Annotated in this window: 20 protein-coding genes; 8 read left to right on the top strand and 12 right to left on the bottom strand. The window is 24.4% G+C overall.

The window, feature by feature from the left end:
• The first annotated feature begins 35 nt into the window (after positions 1 to 35).
• Positions 36 to 545, top strand: a complete 510-nt coding sequence (locus B0174_RS09875; RefSeq protein WP_108560220.1) for an NADPH-dependent FMN reductase — start codon at positions 36 to 38, stop codon at positions 543 to 545.
• 9 nt (positions 546 to 554) lie between these two features.
• Here the strand turns inward: B0174_RS09875 and B0174_RS09870 are convergent, their stop codons facing one another.
• On the bottom strand, positions 555 to 2240 hold the full coding sequence (locus tag B0174_RS09870) for a bifunctional diguanylate cyclase/phosphodiesterase (protein ID WP_228156448.1): 1686 nt from the start codon (positions 2238 to 2240) through the stop codon (positions 555 to 557).
• A gap of 146 nt (positions 2241 to 2386) precedes the next feature.
• Between B0174_RS09870 and B0174_RS09865 the strand changes: the two genes are divergently transcribed.
• The 4 genes from B0174_RS09865 (at position 2387) to B0174_RS09845 (ending at position 6902) form a co-directional block, all read left to right on the top strand.
• Positions 2387 to 3763, top strand: coding sequence for a PhoH family protein (locus B0174_RS09865; RefSeq protein ID WP_108560218.1), 1377 nt, complete (start codon positions 2387 to 2389; stop codon positions 3761 to 3763).
• Between the two features lie 395 nt (positions 3764 to 4158).
• A complete protein-coding gene (locus B0174_RS09855; protein ID WP_228156447.1) occupies positions 4159 to 5760 on the top strand; it encodes an HD domain-containing protein in 1602 nt (533 codons plus the stop codon).
• A gap of 42 nt (positions 5761 to 5802) precedes the next feature.
• Complete coding sequence (gene pdxH, locus B0174_RS09850) at positions 5803 to 6444, top strand: pyridoxamine 5'-phosphate oxidase (RefSeq protein WP_228156450.1); 642 nt, start codon at positions 5803 to 5805, stop codon at positions 6442 to 6444.
• 89 nt (positions 6445 to 6533) lie between these two features.
• A complete protein-coding gene (locus tag B0174_RS09845) occupies positions 6534 to 6902 on the top strand; it encodes a hypothetical protein (protein ID WP_108560210.1) in 369 nt (122 codons plus the stop codon).
• Here the strand turns inward: B0174_RS09845 and B0174_RS09840 are convergent.
• The 5 genes from B0174_RS09840 to B0174_RS09820 form a co-directional block, all read right to left on the bottom strand.
• Complete coding sequence (locus B0174_RS09840) at positions 6888 to 7169, bottom strand: peptidylprolyl isomerase (RefSeq protein ID WP_108560208.1); 282 nt, start codon at positions 7167 to 7169, stop codon at positions 6888 to 6890. The two genes, B0174_RS09845 and B0174_RS09840, sit on opposite strands and share 15 nt — an antisense overlap.
• A 60-nt stretch (positions 7170 to 7229) precedes the next feature.
• A complete protein-coding gene (locus B0174_RS09835) occupies positions 7230 to 9638 on the bottom strand; it encodes a diguanylate cyclase domain-containing protein (RefSeq protein ID WP_108560206.1) in 2409 nt (802 codons plus the stop codon).
• A 23-nt stretch (positions 9639 to 9661) separates the two neighbouring features.
• Entirely contained in the window at positions 9662 to 11029 is a 1368-nt protein-coding gene (gene dbpA / locus B0174_RS09830; protein WP_108560204.1) for an ATP-dependent RNA helicase DbpA, read from the bottom strand.
• A 69-nt stretch (positions 11030 to 11098) separates the two neighbouring features.
• Positions 11099 to 11638: a DedA family protein gene (locus B0174_RS09825; protein WP_108560202.1), complete on the bottom strand. Its 540-nt coding sequence runs from the start codon at positions 11636 to 11638 to the stop codon at positions 11099 to 11101.
• Positions 11639 to 11642: 4 nt separating this feature from the next.
• Positions 11643 to 12275, bottom strand: a complete 633-nt coding sequence (locus tag B0174_RS09820) for a hypothetical protein (RefSeq protein ID WP_108560200.1) — start codon at positions 12273 to 12275, stop codon at positions 11643 to 11645.
• Between the two features lie 148 nt (positions 12276 to 12423).
• On the opposite strand from B0174_RS09820, the gene B0174_RS09815 reads away from it, so the two are divergent.
• Entirely contained in the window at positions 12424 to 13671 is a 1248-nt protein-coding gene (locus B0174_RS09815) for an EAL domain-containing protein (protein ID WP_108560198.1), read from the top strand.
• The gene (locus tag B0174_RS09810; RefSeq protein WP_108560196.1) at positions 13643 to 14455 is read left to right on the top strand and encodes a diguanylate cyclase domain-containing protein; all 813 of its coding nucleotides are present in this window, start codon (positions 13643 to 13645) and stop codon (positions 14453 to 14455) included. The genes B0174_RS09815 and B0174_RS09810 overlap by 29 nt, the downstream gene beginning before the upstream one ends.
• Positions 14456 to 14477: 22 nt before the next feature.
• Here the strand turns inward: B0174_RS09810 and B0174_RS09805 are convergent, their stop codons facing one another.
• Together B0174_RS09805 and B0174_RS09800 are read right to left on the bottom strand one after the other, a co-directional pair.
• On the bottom strand, positions 14478 to 15212 hold the full coding sequence (locus B0174_RS09805; protein WP_108560194.1) for a 5-oxoprolinase subunit PxpA: 735 nt from the start codon (positions 15210 to 15212) through the stop codon (positions 14478 to 14480).
• A gap of 9 nt (positions 15213 to 15221) precedes the next feature.
• Positions 15222 to 15506 (bottom strand): hypothetical protein, encoded by a 285-nt coding sequence (locus B0174_RS09800; RefSeq protein WP_108560192.1) that lies wholly within the window; start codon positions 15504 to 15506, stop codon positions 15222 to 15224.
• A gap of 236 nt (positions 15507 to 15742) precedes the next feature.
• Here B0174_RS09800 and B0174_RS09795 point away from each other — a divergent pair, with 236 nt between their 5' ends.
• The gene (locus B0174_RS09795) at positions 15743 to 16576 is read left to right on the top strand and encodes a DUF4197 domain-containing protein (protein WP_108560191.1); all 834 of its coding nucleotides are present in this window, start codon (positions 15743 to 15745) and stop codon (positions 16574 to 16576) included.
• A gap of 9 nt (positions 16577 to 16585) precedes the next feature.
• On the opposite strand, the gene B0174_RS09790 is transcribed toward B0174_RS09795, so the two are convergent.
• The 4 genes from B0174_RS09790 to B0174_RS12155 all read right to left on the bottom strand — a co-directional run bounded on the left by B0174_RS09790 (position 16586) and on the right by B0174_RS12155 (position 18524).
• Positions 16586 to 17167 carry a hypothetical protein gene (locus tag B0174_RS09790; RefSeq protein ID WP_108560189.1) on the bottom strand — a complete coding sequence of 194 codons (582 nt, stop codon included), beginning with the start codon at positions 17165 to 17167 and terminating at the stop codon, positions 16586 to 16588.
• A 70-nt stretch (positions 17168 to 17237) separates the two neighbouring features.
• The gene (locus B0174_RS09785) at positions 17238 to 17717 is read right to left on the bottom strand and encodes a GNAT family N-acetyltransferase (protein WP_108560186.1); all 480 of its coding nucleotides are present in this window, start codon (positions 17715 to 17717) and stop codon (positions 17238 to 17240) included.
• Between the two features lie 11 nt (positions 17718 to 17728).
• A complete protein-coding gene (locus tag B0174_RS09780) occupies positions 17729 to 18082 on the bottom strand; it encodes a hypothetical protein (RefSeq protein WP_108560184.1) in 354 nt (117 codons plus the stop codon).
• The gene (locus B0174_RS12155; protein ID WP_119187495.1) at positions 18060 to 18524 is read right to left on the bottom strand and encodes a DUF2971 domain-containing protein; all 465 of its coding nucleotides are present in this window, start codon (positions 18522 to 18524) and stop codon (positions 18060 to 18062) included. Before B0174_RS12155 ends, B0174_RS09780 begins: the two co-directional genes overlap by 23 nt.
• Between the last annotated feature and the right edge of the window lie 82 nt (positions 18525 to 18606).

Genomic DNA, 18606 nt, shown 5'->3' with positions numbered 1-18606 from the left:
TATAATTAATTATTATAAAAAAATTAAGGATAATTATGTCAAAAATAGGAATATTAGTAGCTAGTTCAAATAATAATTTAAAATTAGGATTAAAACTTCAAGAACTTACTATAAAACTAGGTTATGAAGCAGAATTAATAAATTTAGTAGATTTAAGATTACCATTATATAGCACAGTTGAAGAACAAGAAAATGGAATTCCAGAAAGTGTTTTGGATTTAGCTTCAAAAATATTAGCTTTAAAAGCTTTTATTGTGATTGCACCTGAATACAACGGTGTAATGCCACCTGTACTTAATAATGCAATGGCGTGGACTTCAAGAGCTACAAAAGATTGGAGAGATGCTTTTAATGAGAAAATAGTTGCCCTTGCAACTCACAGTGGTGGAGGTGGAGCGAAAGGTCTTCAAGCTATGAGAATACAATTTCAACATTTAGGTGCAAATATTCTTGCAAGAGAAATTTTAACAACTTATGAAAAACCCTTAAATGAAGAAACAGCTATTTCAATGATTAATAATCTTGTAAAACTATCTATTGCTTAGAATAAATTTCTAAGCAATAGGAGCTAAAATTTCAGGTTTTGGCTCATGAATATAATACCCTTGTGCATAATCAAGCCCTAATTCTTTTACTTTATCAAAAATTTCTTTTGATGATACAAACTCAGCTATTGTTTTAAATCCTTGTCTTTTTGCAAAGTCAACTATTGTTATTACAATTTCTTGATTACTTTTATTTAATAAAATATCTTTTATCAAAGAACCATCAATTTTTATATAATCAGCATTTAGTTTTATTAAATACTCGAAATTTGAATATCCTGAACCAAAATCATCAATAGCTATTTTACAACCTAATTCTTTTACTCTATCAATAAAATTATTTACATATGTAAAATCTTGGATTCCCTCTGATTCAACTATTTCAAATACTACCTTTGAAGCAATGTTATACTCTTTTAACATCTCAATTATATACGAAGAAATATTTTTATTTGTTATATCTTCTAGCGTTAAATTTATTGAAAACTCATAATCTTTATCTTTAAAATATTCAAATGATTTTTTAATTACTACTTTAGTTAATTTCAAATATTGTTTTGATTTTTTTGCAACATCTAAAAAATAATATGGAGATATTGCTATTTTATCCTCATCAATTAATCTAACTAATGCTTCATATTTTTCAATTTTTTCTGTTTTTAGATTATAAATTGCTTGATAATATGGAACAATATTATCATTTTCAAAAGCTTTTTTTAATTTTGAAGTCCATAAAATATTTTTCTCATGAATTTTTTCAATACCTAAATTTTTATCATATACAACAATATCTTTATTAGATTTACTATATCTTTTTATAGTATTTGCAGTTCTTTTTAATTCATTTTTTTCTTCAAATGAAATACTATAAGTCATCTGAATATAAATCTCTTTTCCTTTGATATTCAAAGGAGATAAAGAAATAGAATCTACAATATATTTTATAAATTTTATAAAGTGCTCTTTTTCATCATTATCAGCTAATATTGCAAATTCATCTGAATAAATTCTATATAATGAATATTTATTTCCAGTATGTTCTCTAAATATTTTAGCAACTGTAACTAAAACTTCATCTCCTATTTCATATCCATAAAAATCATTAATATCTCCAAATCTATTTATGTCTAAAAGAGCTAAAAATGGCTTTTTAAATTTTTTTATATCTTCAAGTAATTTAAATCGATTACCCTCTTTTGTTAAATTATCTTCCCTTAAAATTTTTTCTAATTCTTCTGTTTTATGAATTAAGTCTGTAATTTCATGTCTAATTGCAATATATTCTATAATTTCATCATTTTCATCCAAAATTGGCTTAATTGTAATATTTACATAATAAAATCGCCCATCTTTTCTTCTATTTTTCAAAACCCCATGCCAAGTTTTTTTATTTTGAATAGTTTCCCATAACTCTTTAAAAATCTTTTTTGAACTTTCACCTTTTAATAAGTTATGAGGTTGACCTAAAATCTCATTTTTTGAATATAAAGTAACATCACAAAATTTATCATTTACATAAGTTATATTGCCTTTTAAATCAGCAGTAGAAATTATATTACTCTCTTCAATTGCGTGTTTATATTGTTTTAAAATGTGATTTTCTTTTTTTAATTCTTTATTTTTTTTTGAAAAAAAATACATTAAATAAGAAACTAAAAAAATAAAAAAGATAGATATAAATAGAGAAATGCTCAAACAATTTCCTTTTGATTATTTTCTTTCTAAGATAAAAAAGTCGGTTATTTTAACATAAAGTTACTAAGTTTTATATTCTAATAAAATTAGTTATTATTTATACAAAATTGTTTCTAACCTGTAATTACTTTATGTAATTATTTCATATGAAAGAAAAAGTATATGTCCTTGACACAAATATCATTTTACAAAATCTTCAAAATCTCTACAAAATTTCAGACAATAAAACTAACCACATTGTAGTACCTGAAACTGTACTTCTTGAATTAGAGGATAAAAAGAAGTTAGTTAATGAACTTGGGTATTATTCAAGAGAGTTTGCAAGATTATTAGCAAAAATGAAAATAAAAGAAGTTGATTATAAACTTGGCTTTAAAGTTGTGAAACTTTTTAATGATGAAATTAATATTGACATAATCTCAAAAGATAAATATGACACTGTAATTGAACAAATTCATATCTCTGAATCAAATGATAAAAGAATTATTGAAGTGGCTTCAATAGCCCAAGAATATTATAAAGGTTGCCAAACAATCTTTTTATCTTTAGATGTATATGCAAGAACTTTTGCACTATTTAAAAGCATCAAAACAGAAACTTTACATGATGATAAATCAACTGTTCCTAAATTTAATTTTGTAAAAAATATAGAATTTGATTCATCATTATTTAATAGTTTAGAAAATAAAGATATAACATTGGTGGATGAAAATTATGAACCTGAAAATTTTGCTTATAGTTTTGAAAGTGCCGATGGAAATATTGAATATGGAATTATTCATGATAAAAGAATCGATACTTTAAAAGAAAATGATTTTAAAACTTTAAATGTAAAACCTGTAAATCTAAAGCAAAAACTATTCACAAAAGCAATTTTGTCAAATATGTATGATTTACTTGTAATTGACGCAAAAGCAGGAAGTGGAAAAACTTTGATGTCGGTTGTTAGTTCCATGAGACTTATAGATTTAGGATTATATGACAAAATTGTTTATGTAAGAAATTCAATAGAATCTATTGATAAAGGTGCAGATATTGGATATTTATCAGGAAATGATGAGAAGTTTAGAATTTATAATATGGCTTTGAGTGATACCTTAGAATTTATTGCAAAAAAACATCTTAAAAAAAGTGAAAATAAAGAGAATCAAGAATCAATTGAATCAAAAATAGATGAACTAAAATCAAAATATTGTATAGAAACTTTATGGCCAGGAGAAGCTAGAGGACGAACTTTATCAGCTTCAATTGTAATAATGGACGAATGGCAAAACTCTAGTGAAAAAACAACTCAACTTGTACTTTCAAGACTTGATGAAAGTTGTATGGCTATTGTAATTGGATCAAACAGACAAATTGATAATTTATATTTAAATAAATATAACAATGGTTTAACAACTCTTTTAAAACAAACAAATGAGTTGCATCCTGAACTTAAAATGTTTGCAATAGAGCTTGAAAAAGCAGTTCGTGGTAAGTTTGCTCAGTTTACAGAGCGAATTTTTGAAAATAGAAAAGATTGAGTTATAAACTAGTTTTGAATAAGAAATAGAATAAATTATTCTATTTCTTAGAACATTTGCTTTCACCAGAACAACCACAACCTGAATTTTTTCCAAAAGTTTTTTTAATTAAATAAAAAGCAGCTAATAACACTATTGCATATATAAAATAATCTTCCATAATTTCCTCTTTTTGATAATAGTTATTAGTATGATATACTATATGTAATTAAATAGAAATTAAATTACATATAGTTTGAAATTAAGCAACAATACACTTGAAGCAAAATATAATATAAAAGAAAATATACAAGGAATATCTCATCCAAAATAGACTTATAAATGACACTATATACAATCATATAGAGTATACAAAACTTGAAGATAAAATTCTTCAAACAAAAATAGTAAATAGATTGCAATTCATAACTCAAAATGCCTTAGCATATTTTTCATATCCATCTATTACAACTAAAAGATTTATTCATTCTTTGGGAACTATGCATTTAGCCTCTTTTATGTTTAAAAATGCCCTTTTAAATGCAGATAAAAAAACAAAAAATAATTTTTTATCCTCTTTAAAAAAAATCATAGTTTCAATAATAAAAGAAGAAAATCTAAAAGTTAGTCTTGATGATATGGAATATTTTGATAATAAAGCACTTTATCAGTTTACCATTCCTACAAAATCAAAAACTCAAAGAGCAACATATACTATTTTCTTACAAACTTTACGAATAGTTGCCCTACTTCACGATGTTGGTCATTTACCATTTTCACATCAAGTTGAATATGCTTTGAAAAAAGTTTATGACAAAATAAAAGAAAAAGAGTTAAATCAAGAAAGCCTTTGTGAAAAAGAAGTGAAGTTCAAAGATAATTATGAAAGCATAACAAACTATGGTAAAGAAGTTTTACATGAAGCAATTGGAGAAAATCTTTTAAAACTTTTATTTGATTATGAACTTGAAGAACTTATTGTAAAATCTTATGAAAAAGAGTATTTAAAACTAATCAAAAGATTATCAATTTTGATTTTAGAAGAACAAGTTTTTGAAGGTTTTGATTTTAAAGTTTTACATAACTTTATTGATAGTACAGTTGATGCTGATAGGCTTGATTATATAAATCGTGATATGTTGGCAAGTGGTTATATAACAGGACCTAATGACCATATTAGAATCACTAAACAAGCTGTTTTAGTGGAAAAAGATGCAAAATTTTATTTAAGTTTTTTTGACATGAGTTTAATTGATATTGAACATATGCTTGAAATGAGATTTAATTTATATAAAAAAGTACTTTTTAATCATGGAATTGCAAAAACAGATAATTTACTTGAAAATGTTGTTCAATACTTATCAGATAAATATTTTGAAAATGGAGATATAAATGAAAAAATTTCAAATAATATCTCTATGTTATGGAATTTTAAAAATGCACAAGATAAAAATAAAGAACTTGATATTATCTCAATGCTTGATGAAAACTGGCTAATTTCTTTATTTAAAACTAAATATTTTGAAATCAAAGACAAAGAGAATCAAACCCAAGAAGATATAAAATATATGTACTGTTTTGAAGAGGTTTTATTTGGAAAAAGAAGATTTAGAAGCCCTTGGAAGAATCTAAATGAGTTTTATAAAGTCCTAAATTTCACAACAGTTGAGAGATATAAATTTAGAGAGAGTTTTGGATATATCTCACCAATTAATTTAAAAAAACTTCAAATAGCTTTGGATGAATTTATAAAAAAACATGAGGGAACGGTTGATGAACTATTTTTTTCATATCAAATAGTTTCATTTAAACTAGGAATTGCTAAAGATTTTTATTTATATGATGGAGAAGAACTCATAAATATTGATGAAATTTCAACTTTGAGAAAAAGGTTAAAATATTCTATGAGAAATACTGTTCCTTTTTATTTGTATTCAACCAAAAAATATTTAAATGAAGAGATGAAAATAGAACTTAGAAATATATTATTCGACATTTTTGAGGAATCAAATAAATAGTTATTTCGATAAAATAAATTATATTAATAATTCAAAGGATAAATTCTGGATTTAACAAGTTTACGAGCCAAATATACAACAAAAGGTTTAGATATAAAAGATTTAAACCCAAACCCTTTTTTAGAGTTTGAGCTTTGGTTTAATCAAGCAATGGATGCAAAACTAACAGAACCAAATGCTTTTAGTTTAGCCACCGTTGGAGCTGATATGATGCCTAGTATTAGAACTGTGTTACTAAAAATATTTGATGAAAAAGGTTTTGTTTTTTTTACAAATTATAAAAGTAATAAAGCAAAACAAATTGAGCAAAATCCAAAAGCTGCTGCTCTTTTTGCTTGGCTTGATTTAGAGCGACAAGTAAAAATTGAGGGAAATATTGAAAAAATCTCAACAACTGAATCTTTAAAATATTTTTTATCAAGACCAAAAGGAAGTCAAATTGGAGCTTGGGTTTCACACCAAAGTCAAGTAATAAGCTCAAGAAGTTTATTAGAGCAAAAATTTGATGAAATAAGAAGAAAATTTGTAAAAGGAGAAGTTCCTTTTCCTGATTTTTGGGGTGGATATATTATAAAACCCACAAAAATAGAGTTTTGGCAAGGTGGTCAAGATAGACTTCACGATAGATTTGTTTATGAACTTCAAAGTGATAATTCATGGAGTATTTCAAGATTAGCTCCATAAAATAAAAAGATATAACAAATTGTAAGATTTTTGAGACTTCTTTTATATTTTAAGTAAAATTCACTTATTAAATATTTGGAGTTTAAAATATGATATTAGGAAAATGTCCATATTGCAAAGGTAATGTTCAAGCTATAAAAAGCACTGCAAATGGGAAAAAAGTAAATCTTTATTCTTGTGAAAATGCTAAAAAAGAGTATGACGATAGTGAACAATTTGTATTTACATCAGATTCTACTTGTACTTTTAGAGTCTATTCAAATGTATTTTTACGATGGAATAAAAGAAGTTTCTCAAAATATGAAATGAAAACATTATTAGAAGAAGAACAAGTAATTGTTAGGCTTCATGGACGCCGTGGAACACGTGAATATTTTAAATATGTAATTACAGATAAAGAGTATGGAGTTTCTATTTTATGGGATGAAGAAGTAGAAGAGAAATTAATCTCTTCTTGAAGTTGTTTCTAATAAATGAAAACCAAAATCAGTTTTTACAGGACCATGAACTACATTTATAGCTTCGTTAAAAACTACTGCATCAAATTCAGGAACCATTTGTCCTTGAAAAAAGTTACCTAAATCTCCACCATTTGAACCCGATGGACAAGAAGAATATTCTTTTGCAATATCTTCAAATTTTTCACCAGATGCAATTCTATTTTTTAATTCTAAACATAACTCTTCACTATCAACCAATAAATGTCTTGCTGTTGCACTTTTCATAATAATTCCTTAATAAATTTTATAAGGGCGCAATTCTAGCATAAAGAATTAATCACTTCCTTAATCAAAAAACTCTATTGAGTTTTTACCTTGTTTTTTAGCCGCATACATAGCTGTATCTGCTTGTTTAATAATATCTTTTACACTAACACTCGAATCATTAAATAAAGTGATTCCAATGCTTGGAGTTGATACATTTATATTTCCTTCAATATGAGTAATAGCATTTAAAGTATCTTTTATTTTCTCTGCAAGAATATTAATATTTGTTTTTGCATCTTGTTTATTATTTCCAACATTATCAAGTAAAACAATAAACTCATCTCCACCAATTCTAGCAATTGTATCTTCTTCTCTTATTACTTCTTTTATCTTTTTAGCGACCATAATAAGTAAAGTATCTCCAATATCATGTCCTAAAGTATCATTTACTTCTTTGAAATTATCTAAATCAATAAATATCAATCCACCAACTATTTTATGTCTTACAACCTTTGTAATCGCTCTCTCAATTCTATCAAGAAGTAATAATCGATTTGGAAGACCTGTTAAATTATCATGGGTTGCTTGATATTCTAAAACTTTTTCTTTATCTTTTTGTTCACCAATATCTATGTATTGACCTAAAAAGTGCGTAATTTTTCCACTTTTATCTTTTATTGCCGTTATTGTACTTCTTAAAGGAATAATTTTTTCATTTGCTTTTTTATTATAAACTTCTCCACTCCAGAATCCTTTAACTTTAAGTTCATTCCATAAAGCATCCCCAAATTCTTTATCTTGATGAACTGATTTGAAAATTCTTGGATTTCTACCTATTATCTCATCTTTTGTGTAACCCATCGTACTACAAAAAGCTTGGTTAACTTTTATAATATTTCCATCACTATTTGTAATAATCATAGGTTCACTTGATTCAAAAGCATAAGAAGACAATCTTAATTCATCTTCTTGTTTTAATCTAATTTGCTCATAATCAATTTTTTCTAAACAGTGAGTTACATCACTAATTAATTTATCAAATAAAATTTCCACTTCTTGATCAAAGAAATTTAATTCTCTTGAATAAATAGCTAAAGTTCCAATAACTTTATTAAATTTTTTTATTGGAAAACAAGCCATTGATTTGATATCTAAAATTTTTGCTTTATCATAAAAAATCGAAATATTTTTTTCTAAAAAATCATTCGCAATAATATTTGTTTCCCATTTAATAGTTTTAGAAATAATATTATCTTTATTCTTATCACTATAATAATGGCTTTGAGTTAATAGCTTTTCTTTTAATTCTCCCTCTTGAGCAATTATTTCTTTTGATGTTAAGTCATAAATAAAAGAGAATTGAATTTTATCAGTTTGTGAAAGTAGCTCACAAATATTTGAAAACAATAGTTTTCTATCATCAATTTTTAATAAAAACTTATTTGCTTTGTTTAATAATTCATAAACTTCTTTATGTTTTTGAACTTTATAGAAACTTTTTTGTTCATTAAAAATAATATTTCTTAACACAAATAATAAACTAATCAAAGTCGCAAAAGAAACAAATAGAAAAATAAGACTTTTTCTTTTTTCTAACAAAGCATCATCTTCAAATTTTGTTATATGTTTACCAGCTGAATAAATTAGATTTTTATAAATATTATTTAATGTTTCAAGATTTTCAAGTGATATTTTTTCCCATTCTTCAGAGGTCAATTCAAGATGAGAAAAATTCTTATTTTTAATACCATTTCTTATTATAAATATCTTATTATAATACTCTTCATTAAGTTTTGAATTATATCTTTGAACTATTTCTAGATTTACATTATTTAAAAATATATCTTTATTTATTTCAAGTAATGAATAATTTTTCATAAGCATAGAATAAAGTTTATCATTTATTTTAGTATTTATAAAATATGCATTAACCATCGTTTTTTCAACACATATAGCTTCTCTAAAACTTAAAAAATGTACTATATTTCTAAATTCATTGTTAAAGTCAAAAGCCAATTTTATTGGTTTTAACAAGAATAATGAATCTAATAATACTTTATCAAATTGATTATACTCTTCAAAGATTTCATCCAAAGTTGCATCTGAATTATCAATTCTAGCTCTAAATAATTCTAATTTATTTATTTCAGCTTTTAATTCAATAACTTTATTATCTAAATTTTGATTTAGATTTTTCAAAGTTTTTTCTAACTCTTCATAATTTTTTGTAGATAATTCTCTACTTTTTTCTAAAGAAGATTTTTCACTTTTTTCTAAAAGCAATAATACGCTTAGTTCTCTTTCTTCTTGTAGTGAATTAATTAATTTTTCTGTATTAATTAAGTATGTTAAGTTATGATTAATTCCATCAACTTCATTATATGATTGTATTTTTTCATAAACTAAAATAGAACTAAAGTATAAAATACCTAATGCAGGTAAAGTAAATATTAAGATTATTTTAAGGAATAATGTATTTTTAAACAATAAATATCTCCTTTTTTAATTTGTCACTTTTCATAGATTCTATAATATTTACCTTTAATCTTCTCTTTTGATAGCTTTTCTAAAACAAAAGAAATTTTTTCTTTATTAATTGCAACATAAGAAGCAAAATCTAAAATATCAATTTTCCCTATATCTTCTTTTTGTAAACCAATTCCAGCCGTCATTGCACCCAGAATATCTCCAGCTCTTAATTTTTGTTTTTTCCCACCATTTATAAAAATAGTTCGTAAGCCTGAATCAATTTTATAAGATAAATCATCTTCAATTTTTTCTATATTTTCATCTTCAATATCTAAAAAAGCATCTTTTATAAGTTCAACCCTATCAAAATCATTTGAAGTATATAAAGAAACAGCCATTCCACCTTTTCCAGCTCGTGCAGTTCTTCCAATACGATGCGTATGAACTTTTTCATCTGAAGATAAATCATAATTAATAACTAAATCAACATCATCAATATGTAATCCTCTTGAAGCTACATCAGTTGCTATTAAAATTGGATAAGATTTATTTGAAAATAAAATAATTGTTTCATCTCTTTGTTTTTGTTCTAAATCTGAATGTAGCGTTAAAACATCTAAACCTAAAGCATATAAATCATCAGCTAATTGGTCACATTTTATTTTCATATTACAAAAAATCAAAATTGATTTTGCTTTATTTGATGAAATAATTGCAGGAATTAACGCTGTTTTATTCTCTTCTTTAACTTCATAGAATTTTTGTTTTATATGAACTTTTTCTTCATTTTCAATTTTTACAATAGTTGGATTTTTTAATACATTTGAAGCTAATCTTTCTATATTTTTTTCAAAAGTTGCTGAGAAAAGAAGTGTTTGTCTATTCTTTGGCAAAGTATCAATAATTTGCATAATATCGTCATAAAAGCCCATATCTAGCATTTTATCTGCTTCATCCAAAACTAAAGTTGTGATATTTTCTAAATCAATATTATTTTGTTCTATATGTTTTAAAACTCTTCCAGGAGTTGCCACAATTATGTGTGCTTCGTGGCTTAAAGATAAAACTTGAGGTTTAAATGGAGTTCCACCACAAAGTGTAAGAACTTTTAAATTATGAATATGTCTTGAAAGTTTTCTAATTTCCAAAGCAATTTGATTTGCTAACTCTCTTGTGGGAGCTATAATCAATGATTGGATTCTAAAATTTTTAATATTTAATTTATTTATTATTGGAATACAAAAAGCCACAGTTTTTCCAGAACCTGTTTTTGCTTGAGCTATTAAATCACTATTATTTAAACTTAAAGGTAAACTTTTTTGTTGAATTGCTGTTAATTTTGTATAACCTAGAGAATCTAAGTTTGTTAAAAAATCTTTTGAAAGATTTAAGTTTGAAAAATTTTCGATTAAAATGGGAAAGCCTTTATAGTTTTTTATTTATTATATCCAAAACTATAAAGTACTTTTGTGTAACTCTTATTTTTTTTCTATTTTTTTGAAAATATAAGATATTGTTAAAATAATTACAAGAATAATTCCTAAACCAACATATTTAAAATCATCACCTAAACTAAGAATATATTCACCTGCTGTAAAACTCAAATATCCAACAATACAAGCCCAAATAACAGTTGCAAAACCATTAAATATACTAAATTTCAAAGCTGAATATTTTGTAAGTCCCATAGCGAGAGGAATTAAAGTTTTTATTCCATAAATATATTTTTGTATAAAAACTACAAAAGAACCATATTTTCTCATCATCAAATGAGCAAGAGCAATTTTTCTACCATATTTTTTCATCATATCTTTTGCATAGTTTTTATTTTTTCTAGCTAGATAAAATAAAAATTGGTCACCTAAGAAATTTGAAATACCAGCAACTAAAATAGAAATATAAATATTTAAATCCCCGGAATATGATAAAACTCCTGCAAAAACTAAACCTACAAATCCACCACCAAAAGAGTATAAAAATAAAGCTAAATAACCCCAATCTCTTATAATATCTTCCATTTATTTACGCCTTTATTCCAAAAAATTCCAATGCTTCAATAACATCATCTTCTTCTAAATCAATTATTTCTTCTTTAATATTTTCTTTTGTTTTAGTAATAATATATTCTTTAACTTTTTGTTTAACATCATTTAAATCATCAACTATTACAAAACCACTAAATTGAATTTCATTATCATAACAAAGTAAAACTCCCTCGCATGATTCTTCTATAAATTCAGAAATTTCTCTATAATTTATATCTAAAGCACTAGCATTCCAACCATAATCTTCAAGTTCTTTGTCTTCAAACATTTCAACACCATCACTTTGGTGATCAAAATAAAGCATATTTGTTTTATTCATTTCTATAATATTTTGCCAATTCACAACTGGTTTTATTTTACAAATTGTTCCTACAATATTTGGTTTATAATCAGCAAAAAGTTGCGAAGCTATAGCTTTTGCATCTAACATTGAAGATAATTGTTTTAAATCCATATTTTTATAAATTACTGCTTTTTTTTCAACTTCTTCAAGTTTTGTGTAAATATTTCCATCTACATCAATAATAATTGGAGTTTTTAAAGCATATAAATTTAAAATATGTGTAATATCAATATTAAGTTCTAAATCTTTTATATTTATTTTTCTCATTTTTTTATATTCCTATTCATAAAATGTCACGATTTTATCCAAAGTTTGATTAAATCTAAAATTTTGCTAAATTATTTGTTTTTTCACACTTATTAAAGAAAAATAATATATAATTAAACTGATATTTAAGTTCTAGAAAGGGTTAGTAGTGTTATTTAAGAAAATTTTAGACATTTTTCAAAAAAAAAATAATATTAAGACTCTTTTTTTAGTAGATATTTTATATATGAAAGATTTAAATGCTATTTATGACTTTAAAAATGGTGATTTTATAATTAGACAATTAGACTCTATTTTAAAAACAAGCATAAAAGAACTTATAAAACAAGAATTAAAACGAAATATCTCTATTAATATTAGAAATACACACGCAGATGTATTTGAAATTTACTTATTAGATGATTTAAGTATTCAAGAAATTGTTATTGTAAAAAATATTATTTATGAAAGTGTTGTATCAAATGACTTTAAACTTCTAGATAATTACGGCACTATAAATATCGATATTACAATTGGTTGTGCAAAAAGTGAAGACCCGCATATAAAAATTTATGCAGAAAAAGCTTTATATAACGCAAAATTGAATTTTATTCATTATATGTATTATGATTCCTTTTTATATAAAAATGAATCAGTAAATGAAAATCTTCTTGATGTTTTAAATTATAGTATAGAAAATAATTTAGTAGAGCCATATTTTCAAGCTATTATGGATAATAAAACAAATAAAATCGTAAAATACGAAGCTTTAATGAGAATATTTGACAAAGAAGGTCGAATGTTAATGCCAAATAATTTTATTTATAAAGCAAAAAAATGCAGACTTTATAATAAACTTATGGAGATTTTGATTGATAAAATCATAGTTTATATTTTAAAGTATAAAATTCATATTAGTATTAATCTTGATTATACGGACATCTTAAATCCACAAATTAAAAAAGCTTTAGTTAGTAAAATTAGAAAAAATAATATTGGTGAATATTTAACCATTGAAATATTAGAAAGTGAAAAAGTTTCAAGTTTTGATACTGTAAATGAATTTATAAATGATGTAAAACAATTTGGTGTTAAAATTGCAATTGATGATTTTGGTACTGGATTTTCTAACTATGAAAATATTTTAAATTTAAATATTGATTATATAAAAATTGATGGTTCATTAATTAGAAAAATAAATGAAGATATTTATTTAAATCTAATAAAAAGTATTGTTTTATTCTCAAAACAACAAAATATAAAAGTAGTTGCCGAGTTTGTGAGTGATTTGAAAATTTTAAGATATGTAAAAAATATAGAAATTGATTATTCACAAGGTTATTACATAGGAAAACCGAAACATATTCAAGAATTATTTGGAGAAGAAAATGAGACAACAACTAAAAAAGATAACTGATTTAACAATAAATGACATTTTAAATAAAAATATTATACTTCCTTCTACTTATTTTGATAAATTTAATTATCATGCAAAAGAGTTAGAAATTGATTTAGATGATGAGAAATTCAAACATGAAATAAACAAACTTATTTCAGAAGATTTTCATGAGATAGAAAATTATATGAATTTAATTGCTACAAATGCTGCATCATTAAAAGAAAACACAAAAAATGCAGCAGATGCGATATTAAATAATGACATTGATTCTTTAAATGATATTTACAAAAAAATACTTAACTTGGAATTAGAAGTAAAAAACTTAAATGATAAACTTTTTGTAGATGATATTACTAATACTTTTAATAAAAAATGGATTTATAAAATATTTTTAAATGATAATGCTTTATTTCAACAAAATGGTATTTGTATCTTGGTTGATGTAATTGATCACAATTATATTCAAAATGAATATGGTGATCTTTTAGCAAATAATTTATTGATTTTTGCAACAAAATTTATAAAACAAAAACTAAAAGATGAAGACTTTGACTATGATATGGTTAGATATAGTGAAAATAAATTCATAATTTTTATACAAAATCTAACTGAAGAAAAAAAAGATGTTGTAAATTTTATTTTAAATTTAGAGCAGTTGTTATCAAGTACAACTTTAAAAAGTAATTCAGGTCTTTTTATAAAAGCAAAATATGAATTTAAAATTTGTTCATTTAAAATAAATCAAGATTCAAAAGAGATTTTTGAAAGCCTATTAAGTAAAGAAAAAAAAAGAAAAATATAAGCTCTTAATAATATAAAACTAATCAATAAAGAGTTTTTTTTACAAGTTTTATAAAATCAAGAGCTTTTTCATTATCTGCATGAACACAAATAGAATCACTTTTTAGAAATAACATTTGTCCATTTATACTTGAAATAAAACCTTTTTCTTTTAGATTTACAACTCTTGCAATTACATCTAATTCTTCATGAATAATCGCATTTTCTTCCATTCTTGAAACCAAAGTTCCATCATCTTTATAATTTTTATCAGCAAATACTTCAAAAAGTAATTTTATATCATAAAGTTTTGCTGTATATTCATACTCTTCATTTTTGGGACCTGATATAACCATAAGCTTTATATTTTTATTAAAAGATGAAATAGCATTTAAAACTGCTTTAAAAATATTTTCATCTCTCATCATATCATTGTATAAAGCACCATGAGGTTTTACATAAGAAACAGCAGTACCATTTGCTCTGCAAAAGGCATTTAATGCTCCTAATTGATATAAGACTATAGATTTTATCTCTTCAAGTGAACATAAAACTGTTCTTCTTCCAAAACCTAACAAATCATGATATGATGGATGTGAACCAATTGTTACATTATATTTTTTTGCTAAGATTACAGACCTACTCATTGTAACCGCATCACTTGCATGAAAACCACAAGCTAAATTTGCCATATCAATATAAGGCATTATTTCCTCATCATTTCCCATTTTCCAAATACCAAAACTCTCGCCCATGTCGCAATTTAATCTTATAGCCATAACCTATTCCTAATATTGATACATATGATACTTTTTATTTTCTGCTGCTTTTTTCTCTTCTATCTTTTTATAAACTTCTAAAGCTTTTTGTTTTTGTTCGATATTTATCTCTTTAGTTTTGTACTCTTTCATTATTGAGTCTAAAACCAAAACATAAACTATAGAATTTAATTTTAAAGAATCTTCATTTCTTATTAATTTATCTAAATCAATAGCATAAATTGCTTCTGAGAAAGTAAAAAATAATCTTTGAGAAATATCCTCAAGTCTATATGAATATCCTAAAATAATCAAAAAGTTTTCTTCATACTCTTTATCTAAATCTAATTTTTTTAATTCATTTGCAAATAAAGATATTTGCTCTTCATATTTTGTTGCTATTTCAGTAGCTTCAACTATTTTATTTTTAAAACCATAAATAAAATTAGAGATTTCGTTGATTAGTTCTATTTGTAATCCTTTTTCACAATTATTCTATTATATCTATTATATAATGTAAATCTAAAAAATACAAAATATTAGGAAAAATTATGAAAAAATCACTTATCGTTTCAACTTTACTTTTAACTTCAACATTAACTTTTGCTTTAGATTTAGGAAGTATTACAAAAAGCGTTGTTGATACAGTTTCAAAAGACACAAGTATCTCAGAACAAATAACAAATGCTACGACAACAACTTCAAGTAAAACAAGCAATCTTGATAATGCAACTGTATCAAATGGACTAAAAGAGGCTCTAAAATCAGGTGTAACTTATGCAACAACACAACTTGGAAGTAATAATGGATATTTAAATAATAAAGCAGTAAAAATTCCTCTTCCAAATAATTTATCAAAAGCTGAAAGTTTAATCCGAACAGCAGGTGGTGATAAAATGGCAGATGATTTAATAAATTCAATGAATGCAGCAGCTTCAAAAGCAGCTCCAAAAACAGCAGAAATTTTTATCTCTGCAATTGATAAAATGAGTGTAACAGATGCTCAAAAAATTCTAGGTGGCGGAAATAGTGCTGCAACAGAATATTTCAAAACAAATACAACAGAATCACTAAAAAAATCAATAGCACCAATTATTCAAGAAACAATGAAAGAAAATCAAGTAGCAGGTTATTATGAAACTGTTAACAACATTTATAAATCAAGTGCAAAAGGTTTAGTAGATAATAGTGCAGTAATGGGAATGGCAAAAAGTTTTGGAGTTGACTCTTATGTTCCTGGAAATTCAAATGAAAGTTTAGATGAGTTTGTTACAAACAAAGCAATTGAAGGATTATTTACAATGATTGCACAAAAAGAAGCAGCAATTAGAACAAATCCAGTTGAACAAACAAGTTCAATTTTAAAACAAGTATTTGGGAAATAAATATCTCTTTTAATCTCCACTATGAAGAGCAAAATAGCTTTTCATAGCGTTGTTTTTTACTAAACTAAAATTTAAATCTATAAAATCCATCTTATTTTTTTCGAATTTATAAACATAATTTTTATCAAGATTTTTTAATAAATTTTCATAAAGATCACCTTTTTGATCTACAATAAAAACCTCTTTGTTTATCTCATAAATATAAATAATATTTAAAATATATTTTTCATCTATTTTATAAACCAAAAATTCATAATGCCTAAACTCTTTTTTTTCTAATAAATCCATAGAATAAGCATTTATACTCTCTTTTAATAAATCTTTGAAAAAAGATAAAGCTTGAGCATTCCAAGAAGTATCATTATCTGTATGAATATATTCTAAGTGTATATTATCCGCTTTTAAAGTATAAGCATCAAGGATATAAGAATCATATCTTGTTTTTGTTTCGATATTTAAAATTGGGAATTTGTAAAAAGTATCAGTATCAATCTTAAATTTTAACTCATTTTCTTCAAGGCTAAAATAAGGTCTTGATAGTTTTTTAATTGTCTTAAAAAGTGATTTAAAGAAATCTACGATAATACCCATTTTCTGCCTTTGTCAAAATAATATAAAGATTACTCTTTAATTGTAAAATAATCATGTAACAAGGATTATATCAATTATTTGCAAATTTTTCTAAAGTTTCACCCTCAAGTCTATAACCAATCCATTGAGTTTGTGGCACAGCACCAAAACTTTCATAAAAATCTCGTGAAGGAGTATTCCAATCAAGACAAGCCCACTCAAATCGTCCACAGTTTTCGCTTATTGCTTTTTTTGCTAAATATTTAATCATAGCTTTTCCAGCACCTTTTCCTCTTTTTACTTCACTAACATATAAATCCTCAAGATAAATACCATTTTTCCCAAGCCAAGTTGAATAGTTGTAAAAATAAACAGCATAACCAATAGCCGTTTCATCTTCTTCACAAATCAAAGCTTTAACAGTAGAGTTTGAAGCAAAGATAGACTCTTTTATCTCCTCAACTGTAGTTTTTACTTCATTTGGAAGTTTCTCATAAATTGCAAGTTCCATAATGAAATCAAAAATAGTTTGTGAATCTTCTGGTATTGCTTCTCTAATTTTTAGTGGCATTTTTGTCCTTATTAAATTCTATATGCTTTATATTTTCCATATTCAAATGACAATTGAAATAATGGTATATTATAATCTTTTAATAAATATTTACATTTTGTATTTGTATCTACACCAAAAACAACAGCTTTTAATGCACTTCCAAAATTAACATTAAATTCTTTTGTTTCTTTAGTAAAAATCAACCATCTATATTCATTCTCAGTTTTCCAATCTATATGTTTTCTAAAATATTTACTTTTTAATAAATAGTTTTTATCTATTACTTCATATAATAATTTAGAATTATTAGTTGTTGATTGTAAACTTTTTAATTCATCAATTGATAATGAAATGCTATTTTCAAGTATAGCAATATAAGGCAAATTTTATTTTATCTTCATATAATTTTTCATATTTATCACAAATTTTATTGATTTCTTTTGATAATTCTTCTTTATCAAAAATTAAACATAACCCTTTATGATTATCTCCATAATTTGCCCACATTCTAGGCTTCCCATAAATATCACTTGACAAATCAAAACAATTTATACTAGCTTCATCATAGGAAGCTAAACAAAATAACTTTATGTGATTAAAAAAATTTGTTTTTAATTCATTTAAAATTTTATGAGATTCTATAATATCTTCTTTAGAATAAATTCCATCATTTTCAATCCATGTAGTATCTTTTTCGTATGGGTCATTTACTATGGATACAGAACTAAATCTAATTTCATTAAAAGGTAATATATCTTTAATAACTCTATCAAATTTGGTATAGTGAGCAACATATTTATCAGTATTAAAATCTTTTAAATTCAATTATTTCCTTTAACTAATAATTAAATATTTTTGTATGAAATAATTATATACAACTTAAGAAAAACTATTTGCAACGCCAAAG

Source organism: Arcobacter caeni (assembly GCF_003063245.1).
GTDB classification, from domain to species: domain Bacteria; phylum Campylobacterota; class Campylobacteria; order Campylobacterales; family Arcobacteraceae; genus Aliarcobacter; species Aliarcobacter caeni.
The sequence above is the reverse complement of the archived record's forward strand: the minus strand, read 5'-3'. Positions and strand labels throughout refer to the sequence as shown.